10 protein-coding genes are annotated in these 12,505 nt (G+C 72.2%); 1 reads left to right on the plus strand and 9 read right to left on the minus strand.

From position 1 onward, the window contains the following. Position 1 precedes the first annotated feature (1 nt). The 7 genes from I4I82_RS21770 to I4I82_RS21800 form a co-directional block, all read right to left on the minus strand. Positions 2 to 508 carry a (2Fe-2S)-binding protein gene (locus I4I82_RS21770; RefSeq protein ID WP_218590340.1) on the minus strand — a complete coding sequence of 169 codons (507 nt, stop codon included), beginning with the start codon at positions 506 to 508 and terminating at the stop codon, positions 2 to 4. 30 nt (positions 509 to 538) lie between these two features. After that, a complete protein-coding gene (locus I4I82_RS21775) occupies positions 539 to 1,411 on the minus strand; it encodes an FAD binding domain-containing protein (RefSeq protein ID WP_218590341.1) in 873 nt (290 codons plus the stop codon). Between the two features lie 492 nt (positions 1,412 to 1,903). After that, the gene (locus tag I4I82_RS21780; protein ID WP_218590342.1) at positions 1,904 to 2,368 is read right to left on the minus strand and encodes a (2Fe-2S)-binding protein; all 465 of its coding nucleotides are present in this window, start codon (positions 2,366 to 2,368) and stop codon (positions 1,904 to 1,906) included. After that, positions 2,365 to 3,261: an FAD binding domain-containing protein gene (locus tag I4I82_RS21785; RefSeq protein WP_218590343.1), complete on the minus strand. Its 897-nt coding sequence runs from the start codon at positions 3,259 to 3,261 to the stop codon at positions 2,365 to 2,367. Before I4I82_RS21785 ends, I4I82_RS21780 begins: the two co-directional genes overlap by 4 nt. Continuing rightward, the gene (locus tag I4I82_RS21790) at positions 3,254 to 5,566 is read right to left on the minus strand and encodes a xanthine dehydrogenase family protein molybdopterin-binding subunit (protein ID WP_218590344.1); all 2,313 of its coding nucleotides are present in this window, start codon (positions 5,564 to 5,566) and stop codon (positions 3,254 to 3,256) included. The genes I4I82_RS21785 and I4I82_RS21790 overlap by 8 nt, the downstream gene beginning before the upstream one ends. Then, a complete protein-coding gene (locus I4I82_RS21795; RefSeq protein WP_218595973.1) occupies positions 5,563 to 7,071 on the minus strand; it encodes a hydantoinase/oxoprolinase N-terminal domain-containing protein in 1,509 nt (502 codons plus the stop codon). Before I4I82_RS21795 ends, I4I82_RS21790 begins: the two co-directional genes overlap by 4 nt. A gap of 25 nt (positions 7,072 to 7,096) precedes the next feature. Beyond that, a complete protein-coding gene (locus tag I4I82_RS21800) occupies positions 7,097 to 8,188 on the minus strand; it encodes an S-methyl thiohydantoin desulfurase family protein (RefSeq protein ID WP_218590346.1) in 1,092 nt (363 codons plus the stop codon). A 93-nt stretch (positions 8,189 to 8,281) separates the two neighbouring features. On the opposite strand from I4I82_RS21800, the gene I4I82_RS21805 reads away from it, so the two are divergent. Then, positions 8,282 to 9,760 (plus strand): PucR family transcriptional regulator, encoded by a 1,479-nt coding sequence (locus I4I82_RS21805; protein WP_218590347.1) that lies wholly within the window; start codon positions 8,282 to 8,284, stop codon positions 9,758 to 9,760. Here the strand turns inward: I4I82_RS21805 and I4I82_RS21810 are convergent. Together I4I82_RS21810 and I4I82_RS21815 are read right to left on the minus strand one after the other, a co-directional pair. Continuing rightward, entirely contained in the window at positions 9,753 to 10,856 is a 1,104-nt protein-coding gene (locus I4I82_RS21810; protein ID WP_218590348.1) for an S-methyl thiohydantoin desulfurase family protein, read from the minus strand. The genes I4I82_RS21805 and I4I82_RS21810 overlap by 8 nt on opposite strands. A 38-nt stretch (positions 10,857 to 10,894) precedes the next feature. After that, positions 10,895 to 12,439: a hydantoinase/oxoprolinase N-terminal domain-containing protein gene (locus I4I82_RS21815; protein ID WP_218590349.1), complete on the minus strand. Its 1,545-nt coding sequence runs from the start codon at positions 12,437 to 12,439 to the stop codon at positions 10,895 to 10,897. Between the last annotated feature and the right edge of the window lie 66 nt (positions 12,440 to 12,505).

The raw sequence follows: 12,505 nt of genomic DNA on the forward strand, positions 1-12,505 counted from the left end.
GTCAGGAGGCCTGGACGTCGGTTCTCGCGGCCTTCCCCGCGGCGGCTGCAGCCGCGACGGAGCGGACGATGTTGGTGTAACCGGTGCAGCGGCAGAGGTTGCCGTTGAGCCCGACCCGGATCTCGGTGTCGGTGGGATCGGGGTTCTCGGCGAGCATCGCGTGCGTCGTCATCAACATGCCCGCGGTGCAGAAGCCGCACTGCAGGCCGTGGTTGTCGGTGAAGGCCTGCTGGACGTGGTCGAGCTTGCCGTCGTCGGCGAGGCCCTCGACCGTGGCGATCTCGGCATCCTCGACCTGGACGGCGAAGATGAGGCACGACCGGACGGCGGCGCCGTCGAGCAGCACCGTGCAGGCACCACAGACGCCGTGTTCGCAGCCGAGCTTCGTACCGGTGAGCCCGACGTCGTCGCGGAGCACGTCGGCGAGCGTGCGTCGGGATTCGGCGAGCACGTCGTGGGTCTCGCCGTTGACCGTCAGGCTGACCACGTTCTTGGGGTTCGTCGTCATCGGATTTCGTCTCCTTCGTGAATGCCGCGGTCAGGCAGCGGCGCGGTCGAGCGAGGTGCGGATTCCGCGCGAGAACAGAACACCCGCGACGTGGCGGCGGTACTCGGCGCTGCCGTGGATGTCGCCCGCCGGAGTCAGCGCCGCGGAAACGGCTTCGGCGCCCGAACGGACCAGGTCGTCGTCGACGTCGCCAGCTGCGGTGCCGACGAGCAGGCGCTCGGCGGCGGCGATGCGCTGCGGGGTGCCGCCGCCGCCGAAGACCGTGACGCGGGCGTCGGTGACGGCGCCCGCGACGAGCGTGACCAGCGTGATCACGCCGATGATCGCGAAGTCACCGTGCCGCCGGGTGACCTCGTCGAACGACCATCCGGTGCCCGGTTGCGGGACCGTGAACGTCACCGCGGTGGCGATCTCGTTCGCCTCGAGCGTGGTGGTCAGGTAGGAGTCGAAGAAGTCGGCGGCCTCGATCGTGCGGGTGCCCGCCGGGCTCTGCGCCGTGACCGTGCCGCCCAGGGTGGCGAACACGGCCGGCAGCTCCGCGGCCGGGTCGGCGTGGCAGAGGCTGCCGACGACCGTGCCGCGGTTGCGGATCTGCGGGTGCCCGACGTGCCCGAGCGCGGCACCGATCAGCGGGATCGCGGTGGCGACGCCCGCCGATGTCTCGACGTCGTGCTGGCGTGCCGTGGCCCCGATCGTGATGCCCCGAGGACCGGCGTCGACGGTGTTCAGGCCGGGAATGCGGTTGAGATCGACCAGGCTGCTCGGGTTCGCCAGCCGCAGGTTCATCATCGGGACCAGGCTCTGCCCCCCGGAGATGACCTTGGCGTCGGCATCCGAATCGAGCAGCCCGACGGCTTCCTCGACGCTGCGACAGGCGTGGTGGGTGAAGGGAGGTGGTTTCATCGGTTTCCCATCGGGGAGAGAGCGTCGTGGTGGAGGTGCGCGTGCGGGGCGGCGATCAGAGTGCTCTGAGCGTAGGAGTGCACCGGGGGGGCATCTTCGGAACTCCCGCCGAATGGTTCGGCGAACTTGGCTGATCTGCACAAGACGGTCGAAATTTGTCAACGCAGCGTTTTGTGGATATTGCCAATCGATGACGGAGGGCAGATGCGGGAGAAGGCCTGCCGGAGGTGTGCGCGACAAGATCCTCGTGAGTCGAGGAGTGCACAGATGCGCGGGACACGGTGAACTCGATGATCGAGATCCGGGCCGCTGGATCAGCTCGTGGCCGGCGCGCGGCGGTCTCGCCCTGACCGGACGGCGGTTCCTCCCGCAGATGGTCAGAGCTGTCCTCGGGTACGGCGTTCGAGGAGGCCCCCCGGATCGTCCACCGCGACGCCGCGAACGGCCGCGGATCCCGTCCGGTGGTGCGGTGCCGGTCGTCGGAGAGGGCCGTCAGGACCGGGAGGCGCGCAGCACCGCTGCGACGATCTTCTGGTAGCCGGTGCACCGGCACAGGTTCCCGGCCAGGGCCACGCGCACCTGCTCCTCATCCGGTCGGGGGACGCTTTCGAGCAGCGCGGTGGCCGACACGACGATCCCCGGCGTGCAGAAGCCGCACTGAACCCCGCCTGCGGCGAGCAGCTCGCGCTGCACCGGGTCCAGGGCCTCGGGGTCGCCGATGCCCTCGACGGTGGTGACCTCGAACCCGTCGGCCTGGACGGCCAGGTAGGAACAGGAGTTCACCGGGCTGCCGTTCAGCAGCACCATGCAGGCGCCGCACTCGGAGTCGTCACAGCCCTCCTTCGGGCCGGTCACCCCGAGGTTGGTGCGCAGCACCGACAGCAGCGTCCGGTGCGGATCGAGGTGCGCGGTCGACCGGACACCGTTGACGACCAGGGTCACGGGAACGGGTGTCATGGGGTCCTCCCGGTGAGGGCGTCTCCGGCGGCGCCGGCACGGTGGGTGGCGGTGGTCAGGGCCCTGGCCACCAGGACGGCGACCATCGCTCCGCGGTACTCCGCGCCGGCCCGGACGTCGCTGATCGGTCGCACCGCGGCTCTGGCCAGCGCCCCCGCGCGCGCGAAGGTCTCCGGATGCGGGTGGTGGCCGAGCAGCAGGTCTGCGGCCTCGGACACCCGGACACAGGTCGGGGCGACCGCGGTGAGCGCGATCGCCGCCGCAGCCACCCGCCCGTCCGACGCCAACGTGACCGCGGCGGCCGCGCCGACGATGGCGATCTCCATCGCGCGCCGGTGCTCCAACCGGACGTAGGCGCTGCCCGAGCGCGGCGGCAGCGGCGGCAGGTGCACCCCCACCAGCAGCTCGTCGGCCTCCGCAGCGGTGCGGGCCGGACCGCGGAACAGCTGGCCGACCGGCAGCGACCGGGCACCGCCTTCCCGCCGCAGCTCGACAGTGGCATCGAGCACCAGCAGCGGCGACCCGGTGTCCATCGCGGGGGAGCCGTTCATCAGGTTCCCGCCCAGGGTGCCCGTCGCGCGGGTGGCGGGGGAGCCGACCATCGCGGCGGCGTCGCTGAGCGCCGACCACCGCTCCCGGATCGCCGGATCGGTCGCGAGCCAGGCATGTGTGGTGGCGGCACCCAGTGTCGCGCCGGCAGCGGTCACGTGACGGTGGCGCAGCTCGTCGACGCGGTGCAGCGCAACGAGTGAATCGGGAAGCGGCTGCTTGCCGACCCGGGCCGCGACGACCAGATCGGTGCCGCCCGCGACCGGGTGCGTGCCTGGCCGGTCGGCGAGCAGCCCGAGCACCTCGGACAGCGTCGTGGGGGCGGCGTAGGTCCGGTCACCCATGGTGGTGCCCGGCCTCCGGGACGGCGCCGCGTCCTCGCTCCGGATCCTGCAGGACCGCCCACACGCGCTCGGCCGTCATCGGCAGCGTGCGGACCCTGCGCCCGGTGGCTGCGGCGATCGCGTTGCCGATGGCCGCCGTGGTGCCCACGACGGTGGGTTCGCCGACCGCCTTCGCACCGTACGGTCCGCCCTGATCGACGGGATCGTCGAGGAATTCGCTGACGATCCGTGGCGCGTCGGCCGTGGTGACCAGCTTGTAGCCGAGCAGACCGGGGTTGAGCTGGTGTCCGCCCGCGTACTTGCTCCCCTCCAGCAGTGCCATCCCCATCGCCTGGACGACGCCGCCTTCGACCTGGCCCTCGGTCCCGATCGGGTTCAGCACGCGGCCGAACTCGTGCACGGCCACGACCTCGGGAACGGTGGTGACTCCGGTGTCGGGATCGACCCGCACCCGCGCGACGTTGCAGAAGAACGACGGGGCCGAGAACGCGGAGTAGCCGAGTCTGCCGCCGCAACCGCTCACGTCGTGCTCGGGCAGCGGGGGCGGGGTGCCGGAGCCGCTGCCGATCAGCTGCGACCAGTTCGCCAGCTCGGCGATCGAGAGCGACCGGTCGGGCAGCCCGCGGACCCGCACCCTGCCCTCGGCCAGCTCCAGGTCGGACCGATCGATCTCCAGGCGTTCGGCGGCGAGGTCGAGCAGCTTGTCCCGGACCTCCCGCGCGGCCTCGACGACGGCCCGGCCGTTGTTAAACGTCGTCTGGCTGCCCGCGCTGCCGATGTCGAACGGCCCGGAGTCGGTGTCCTGGTACAGCACCGAGAACGACTCCGGCGCCATGCCGAGCTCCTCGGCCGCCAGCAGCGGCAGCCCCATCACCGAGCCGCTGCCGTTCTCCTGGGCGCCGGTGATGATCGTGCCGGTCCCGTCCGGGTTGAGCTTGAGGTAGGCCCCCGACGGGACGGACAGGCTGAACCACCATCCGACCGCGATCCCGAGCCCCTCGTCCGGCCCGGTGTGCCCACTGCGCGTGGCCAGCTCCACGGCCCGGTCGAGACACTCCACGGCACTGGTGCTGACGAATCGCTGCCCGGTCTGCCCGGTGTCCCCAGTCCGCACGAGGTTCCGCCGCCGGAACTCGACCGGATCGAGCCCGACCATGGCCGCCAGCTCGTCGGTGTGCTGCTCCACCGCCCAGCAGGTCTGCGGGCCGCCAGGGGCGCGCACGCTGCCAGCCGGCGTCCGGTTCGTGTAGACGGTGTGCACCTCGGCGTGCAGGTGCGGAATCCGGTACGGCCCCGCGACCATCATCAGCCCGATCTCGGTAGCGAACAGCGCGTCGCCGCAGTAGGCACCCGAGTCGAGCACCAGCCGGGCTCGACGGGCGGTGATGGTTCCATCGCGGCGCACCCCGGTCGTCAGCTCGATCCGGGTCGCGTGTCGGACCTTGTCGGTGGCCAGGAACTCCTCGCGCCTGCTGAACACCAGCCGGACCGGTCTGCGGGTGGCCCTGGCGAGCAGCGCGACGTGGGCCTCGAAGTGGAAGTCGCACTTGCCGCCGAACCCACCACCCAGGTGCGGCACGATGACCCGGATGTCGCTCTGCGGGATCTGCAGGGTCTCCGCTACGCCGGCGCGGGCCGGGAACGGGACCTGGCTGGTGCTCCAGATCGTGACCGCGGAACCCTGCCACTGTGCAACGACGGCGTGCGGCTCGATCGGGACCGCGTGCACCATGTCGCTGGTGTAGGTCTCGGTGAGCGTCAGCTCGGCTGCGGCGAAGCCGGCCTCCACGTCCCCCTTCACCGAGGTCATGTGCCCGCAGTCGTTGGGCCCGCGCTCCACACCGGCCGTCGTCGCGTAGCCGGCCCAGCCCGCGTGCACCGGCTGGGCCGCCGGGTCCAGCGCGGCCTCGACATCGATGGTGGGGGCCAGATCCTCGTAGACGACGTGGACGGCGGCCGCGGCCGCTGCCGCGTGCTCGGCCGTGTCGGCGGCGACGGCCGCGATGATCTCGGCCTCGAACCGGACGACGTCGGTCGCGAACAGGGTGCGGTCCTTGACGAACATGCCGTAGCGGACGGGTGGGGCGTCGGCCGCGGTCAGCACGGCGTGCACGCCCGGCAGCGCAGCCGCCGCGCCGGTGTCGATCGAGAGGATCCGCGCGTGCGGGCGGCCCGCGTAGACGAACGCGGCGTGCAGCAGGCCGGTGAAGGCCAGGTCTGCGGTGTAGAGGGCTTCGCCTCGCACCTTGGCCGGCCCGTCGCGCCGGACGATCCGACGGCCGAGCACCGTGAACGGTGTGGTCACAGGACACCCCTTTCCGGGATGGGTAGTGGTGGGGTCAGCGGCGGCCCGACGGCGCGAACCCGGATGCGGACGGCCGGATCGCGCAGGTAGGCGAGCGGCACCTCCTCGATTCTGGTCACCTGCACGCTGTCGGGTGCGGCGCCGGCCTGCACGGCCCGGTCGACGGCCTCGGCCCTCAGCGCCTCGACGGCGGCGCTGCGCAGATCCGGCCGGCCGGCGCAGATGCGTTCCGCGGACCCTCCGACCGGGGCGATCGCGGCTCCGACGGCGTTGGCGACCTCGCCGTGAGGAGGCCGGACCACCTGCGCCCCACCGGGGAAGGCGGCTGGCGCGATCCCGCCGCCACCACCGACGACGACGACCGGCAGCCCGTGTGCACCGAGACCGATCCGGTCCACCGCCTCCATGAGCAGCTGGTCCGCGGTGGCGAGCCGGGCGGCGAGCTCCGGGCGCCCGTGGTCGGGAACCGCTGTGGTGCCGCACTCCATCCGACCGTCGGCGACGGCGGCGTCGACGAGGGTGGGGATGTCACCGCCGCAGCAGAGGGAGTCCCGCAGGGCGCCGCCGCCGACCGGCACGACGATCAGGTCCGGCAGCCGCAGGCTGGTCACCACGCCGCTGACCGTGTACGGGGTGCTCGACTCCTCGGGGAAGCCGTCGACGAGCCGTCCGACAGCGGTACGGGAGCCACCGACGTCGACCACGACGGCATCGGTCAACCCGCTCCCGTGGGCTCCGCCGCGCATGCTGTTGGCCGGCCCGCTGCCGATCAACATGATCGGGAAGCGGCTGGAGTACGCGAGGGAGCGCAGGGTGCCGTCGTTCTGCGCCAGGTAGCACTCGGCGTCCAGGCCGTGCCGGAGCACGACGGAGCGCAGCGCCTCCGCGCTCGCCGCGACGCCGCCGGACAGTGCAGCGTTGAGCACGGTGGCGTTCTCCCGCTCCAACAGCCCCATCGAGCCGATCTCGTGGCTCGCCGAGACGGGCACGTCACCGAGCACGTCGGCGACGATGGCGGTCGCCCGCAGCTCGTCGGTCGGGTCGACGGGAGAGAACACCGAGGTGATCGCGACGGCCTCGGCACGACGTGCGGCTGCGGCAGCGAACTCGGCCACGGCCCGCTCGTCGAGCGGAGCGATCCGGGTGCCGTCGAACTCGCATCCACCGGCCACCACCGCGGTTCCGGCGTCGACCGCGGACCGCAGGCGGGCCGGCCAGGTCACGAGCGGCGGGAGTGCGGTGGTCAGTGGCGCGCCGATGCGCAGCACCGCGACCCGGCGGAGGCCCGTCCGAGAGGTGATCGCGTCGCTGGTCCGCGCGGTACCGAGGCTGGCCGAACGCACTGCGACGGGATCGATGGACCCGTCGGCGAGCAGGGCGGTCACCGCCGCGTCGATGCAGGAGCGGAGCTCGGTAGTCGCCGCGATCTTGGCCTGCGCGACGACGGCACCCGTGGCGTCGACGAGCACGGCGTCGACGCTGGTCGATCCGACATCGATGCCCATGCGCAGACCGGCGGCACCTCCCGCGTCACGCACCATGCCCGACCCTCGCTGCGCTGGTCGGGGCGGTTCCCGGCACGGGATCGAGGTCGTAGCCGAACGAGCGCGGGCCGACCACGGCGAGCCCGGCGGGACCGGACCACACCGACGGCGCGGGGATCGCGACCACGCCGACCCGTTGCCCGTAGTGCAGCCGCTCGGTGTCGACGGGGCGCCCGTCCTCCAGCCCCAGCACGGCGATGATGTCGGGAACCGTCGCCACCACCGCGCCGTCCTCCAGCGCCACCAGCACCTCGTTCTGCAGCTCCAGGCGGAGCCTCCGGGCAGTCGTGGTCTCGCCGCGCTCGACGACCGCGTGCCCGCGCGTGAACCCGGCGCCACCGTTGCGTTCCAGCTCGATGATGCGTCCTTCGAGGAGCACCCGGCCGTCGGTCAGCGCGGCGAGGGCCGCGGGCCATCCACGGCGACGCTGCTGCATCGCCGTCCCGACCGAGAGCGCGCGGGAGACCGAGCCGCTGATCGCAGCAGTGCGGGACCGCGCACCGGTCATGACGTACAGCGCACCGGCGCAGACCCCACCGAGCGCGGACGCGCAGCTGCGGGCGAGCCGCTCGGCATCATGGTTGTCCGCGGTGTGCAGCACGATGTCGTTGCGGCGCCCGTCGGTCAGGACCAGCGGCCCGGCGGAGACCCCCGCGATGTGCATGGCCTGCTGCTGCATCTCGGGGAACGCCCGGCCCATCCCGTCGGCGTCGAGCAGCGGCAGACCCAGTCGCGCCCCCCACAGCACGGGGAGCAGACCGTTGGCACCGGCGATCTCGTAGCACATGAGGGTGTCGACGGGCCGGTCGTGCAGCACCGCGACGGCGTTCGCGAGCCGGCCGCCCTCCTGCCCGCTCCAGATCCGTTCCTGGGCGACGGTGGGTGAGCCGATCAGTCCGCAGGGCATGACGAGCGCGCCGGGGTCGACGGCCTGCGGGTCCAGGACCTCGACGGGCCCGGTCGCGTCGATCGCGAGCCGGGCCATGGCCAGCCCGATCGGGGTGTCGCCGCCGCCGCCTGCGCCGAGCACGGCACAGCCGAGCGCATAGGCGTCGATGTTCGCGGCGGTGAGCTGCACGGCCGGACCGTAACAGGGCATTTTCCCGCTAGGGCTGTACTCCGTGCATGGATATCGGCATTCTTTCGTCAGTTCCGACGAAAGGATCCCGCCGTGGCCCCGCTGCATGAGGTGCTCCGAACCCCCGGGCTGGCGCTGGATCTGCTGGGGGGTGGCACCACGGACACCGAGGTGTGGTCCGTCGTCCTCGTGGAGGACCTCGCGAACATCGGCCAGGCCCCCGAGGCCTCGATCGTCGTGCTCGGCGTGCACGCCAACGCTGCGCTCGACACGTACCGTTTCGATGTCGCGCTGCGGGTCGCCGCTGGTCGCGGAGTGGCGGCGATCGTCCTCGCGGACCCGGACGCGCCGCAGCCGACGACCACCTCGGTGGCCGCGGCGCAGCGGTACGGTGTGACGCTGCTGCGCAACACCGTTGCCGGCAACGTCGCAGTGCTCGTCTGCGGTCTCGACGTCGCCCTGCGCGGGCCCGCCGAGCTCGCGCTGCGGCGGGCGATGGTGACCCTGCAGCGGATCGCCGGCCGCCGCGACGACACCCCGGACGAACTGGTCGCCGACGTCGCGCGGCTCGCCGACACCCGGATCGAGCTCGCCGACCGCCCCGACGGGGAGCTCGCGTTCCCCGTCGGGCTCGACGAGGACGTGGCGCAATGGGTCAACGTGCGGGCGGACGGTGCCAGCAGGCCGGAGCTGGCGCTGATCGGTCAGCTGCTGGCAGACGCGCTCGGGATCTCCCACCTCGCCGAGCGGCGGGCCAGGGACCTCCCGGTGCGGTCGCGCGCCGAGCTGCTCGCCGAGCTGCTCGACAGCTCCGCGCGCGGCCGCTCCGAGCTGCTGCGCCGCGCCCGGTCCCTGGGGCTGCCGATCGATGGCTGGCATGTGGTCGCTCGCATCGAGCAGGACGACGACATGCCCCCCGCCGCCGACGAGGTTGCTGCGTTCGCCGCGCGGGAGGAGCTGGTCCGCATCCTGCTCGAGAGCGTCCGCAGCAGCGGGACCTGGCACTTCGCACGCGCGGAGCGGGGTCTGCTGCTCATCCAGATGTCGCGCAGCGACCCTGGCGCCACCGCTGCGGTGGACGCCACGCGGACCGTTCAGCGCGCGATCGACGACGCGGCCGCCGCGTTCCCGAAGCTGGAGGTCTTCTGCGGCATCGGGTCCGTGCAGAGCGGCCCGACCGGGATGATCAACTCGGCGGCCGAGGCAAGGGCTGCCGCCGGTGCGATGCGGGCCAGGGCCCGGCCGAACACCGCGACCGCGTTCGACGGGCTCGGCCTGCGGCGCACCCTGGTCGAGTGGTACGCGTCGCACACCGCGCGATCCGCCGTCGATGCGGTTCTCGCCCCGCTGGACCGCATGGGTCAGGCCAAGGCCGACGCGGCCATCCGCACCCTGCAGGCCTACCTCGACAACCACGGCTCCCTCTCCCGCGCGGCCAGCGAGCTGCACCTGCACCGCAACTCGGTCGCGTACCGGGTGGATCGGATCTTCGCCGAGCTCGACGTCGATCAGAACAACCCCGACGACTGGCTGCTGCTGCAGCTCGCCTGCCGGGCCCGCTCGCTCACGTGAGCGCGACGAGCTGCTCGACGGGTGTCCACTCCTCGTCCAGGCCGAAGGCGCGGGGGCCGAACACCTCGAGCGCCTCGGGGGTACGCATGATCTCGGGCGTCCCGATGACGAAGACCCGTACGCGCTGTCCGTAGCGCAGCGCCTCGGTCGTGATCGGGAAGGCGGTCTCGGCGTCGAGCACGGTGATCAGATCCGGGGCGACCGCGAGCAGCCGGTCACCGGATCGCGCCATCAGGTGCTCATTCTGGAACGTGAGCTCGACGGTCCGCAGGCCGTCGAAGGTGGCGATGCGGGCCGTGCCGCGGACGAACCCGTCGGCGCTCTGCCGTTCGACGTCGGTGACCTTGCCCTCCAGCAGGCTGTGCCCGAAGCGGTAGATCGTGCCGGCCAGGCACTCGACCAGCGCAGTGAACGGGTTGCGATGCTGCTCGTGCGCGGTGCGGATCACCCGGCCCAGTTCCAGCGCCAGACTCAGCGTCCCGTGGATCGCGGTCTGCTTCACCTGGGTTCCGGTCATCGGGTACTCGGCGATGTAGGCGACCCCGCCCATGCGGACGGTCACGGCGCGGGCGTACCACTCCATGCTCGCGTTGTCGTGACCGGTTTCGATGATGGCGACGTGACCGCGTTCGTTGCAGATGGCGATCGGCGATCCGGCGACCCCGTACACACCGAAGGTCTCCATCTGCAGCTCGGGGAAGGCTCGCCCCATCCCGTCGCCGTCGACGATCGGCAGACCCGTCCGGGCCGCCACCAACAACGGGATCATGGAGTTGAGGCCGCCGCACTCCATGGGGATGATCGCGTCCGCCGTGCGGCCGAGGTGGAGTTCGAGCTTGCGCAGCGCCATGACGGGCTCGTCCCCGCCGGGGATCTTCTCGATCACCACGGTCGGCGCGCCCATGAAGGCGCTGGCGACGACGAGCGCGTCGTCCGCGACCTCGTCCGGGTCGAGCAATGTGATCGTGGCGCCGCGTTCCAGCTCGGCGGTGACCAGCAGCAGACCGATGTAGGGGTCGCCGCCGCCACCGGCGCCGAGCAGCGCGGCGCCCCGGGCGAGGTCGGGCAGGTCGTCGAGCAGGAGCTGTCGAGGCATGGTGACTCCGGGGTGATGAGGGAGCGTTCGAGAACTCGTCAGGGGGCCAGGGCGAGGTCGCCGGCGGCCTTCACGCGGATCCGGGTGGCGTTGCCGGGCAGGTAGGCCAGCGGTACCTCGTCGACGTCCACGATCTGCACGGAGTTCGGCTCGGCGCCGGCGGCGACGGCCTTGTCGACGGCCTCCTGCTTGGCCTCGTCGAGCAGTCGGTGCCGCTGGCCGGGACCCACCGAGTACATCCGGTCCACCTCGCCGCCCACCTGGGCGATCGCGGCACCGATCGCGTTGGCCGTGGCGTGGTGGGCGGGCCGGTGCACCAGTCCGACGCCGGGTAGCACCTCGGGGACGAGGATGCTGCCACCGCCGACCGCGACGACCGGGGTGGCCTCGTCGGCGGTGCGGACACGATCGACCACCGACCCGATCTGCTCGGCTATCCGGGCTCGGACGGCGGCTACCAACGCGGGGGCGAGACCACGGACGAGACCGGCATCGCCGATGTCGGCGATGCCGGCGGCCACCGCCACGTCCGTACAGGTCAACGTGTCGCCGCCGAAGACCAGCGACTCCTGGGTGAGCCGGTACCCGACGCTGTCGGGCCCGATGCGCAGGGGGTCCGAGTGCACGCGGCTGCCGCCACCGAGCCCGATCGACAGCACGTCCGGCATGCGGAAGTTCGTGCGGATCCCGCCGACGCTAATCTCCGTGCTCGCCTCGCGGGGGAAGCCGTTGCGGAGCATCCCCACGTCGGTGGTCGTCCCGCCGACGTCGACCACCGCGCAGTCGTGGAGACCGGACAGGAACGCGGCGCCGCGCATCGAGTTCGTGGGACCGGAGGCAAACGTCGCGACCGGGAAGTGCCGCGCGTGCTCGACGTCCATGAGGGTCCCGTCGTTCTGGCTCAGGAACAGCGGTGCGTCGATCCCGGCCGCCGCCACCGTGGCTGCCAGACCGGCGCAGATCCGCCCGGCGAGTTCGCCGAGACTCGCGTTGACGATGGTCGCGTTCTCGCGTTCCAGGAGACCCATCCGCCCGATCCGGTGCGACAAGCTGATCGACACGTGCGGGAGCAGTGGACCGAGGATCTCGGCGGCCTCCAGCTCGCACTCGGCGTTGACGGGGGAGTACACGGACGACACCGCGACGGCACGTACGCCGTTGGAGAGGATGTCCTCCGCAGCCCGTACGAGCTCCTCGCGGCGCAGCGGGGCGATCGTCCGCCCGTCGATCTCGTGACCACCGTGGCAGAGGTAGCTGCGGCCGCGGACGGCCTGCACCAGCCGCGCCGGCCACCCCGACATCGGCGGCAGCGCCCGCGTGGCCGGCAACCCGAGCCGGATCGCGGCGGTGGGGGCGAGGTCGCGGCCCTGCACGATGGCGTTGATGAAGTGCGTCGTCCCGATCATGACACCCTGGATCGAGGAAGGCCGGTGCGGCGCCGCGGCTTGCAGCGCCGCCAGCGCGGCCGCGATGCCGGACGTCACGTCCTCGGTGGTCGCGCTCTTGGTCTCCGCGACGACCATCGTGCCGTCGACGAGCACGGCGTCCGTGTTCGTCCCGCCCACATCAATGCCGATGCGCATGGCCACCCCGTCATCGAGCCGGAGGCGCACCGGATTCGGCGGCGCCAGATCGATGACGATAGGGAG

The sequence above is a fragment of the Pseudonocardia oceani genome (genome assembly GCF_019263585.2).
Taxonomy (GTDB): domain Bacteria; phylum Actinomycetota; class Actinomycetes; order Mycobacteriales; family Pseudonocardiaceae; genus Pseudonocardia; species Pseudonocardia oceani.

Coding starts and splice junctions, on each gene's coding strand:
- I4I82_RS21785 (WP_218590343.1), bottom strand. CDS start 3,261: ATGGGTGACCGGACCTACGCCGCCCCCACGACGCTGTCCGAGGTGCTC.
- I4I82_RS21775 (WP_218590341.1), bottom strand. CDS start 1,411: ATGAAACCACCTCCCTTCACCCACCACGCCTGTCGCAGCGTCGAGGAA.
- I4I82_RS21770 (WP_218590340.1), bottom strand. CDS start 508: ATGACGACGAACCCCAAGAACGTGGTCAGCCTGACGGTCAACGGCGAG.
- I4I82_RS21780 (WP_218590342.1), bottom strand. CDS start 2,368: ATGACACCCGTTCCCGTGACCCTGGTCGTCAACGGTGTCCGGTCGACC.
- I4I82_RS21795 (WP_218595973.1), bottom strand. CDS start 7,071: ATGGGCATCGATGTCGGATCGACCAGCGTCGACGCCGTGCTCGTCGAC.
- I4I82_RS21815 (WP_218590349.1), bottom strand. CDS start 12,439: ATGCGCATCGGCATTGATGTGGGCGGGACGAACACGGACGCCGTGCTC.
- I4I82_RS21810 (WP_218590348.1), bottom strand. CDS start 10,856: ATGCCTCGACAGCTCCTGCTCGACGACCTGCCCGACCTCGCCCGGGGC.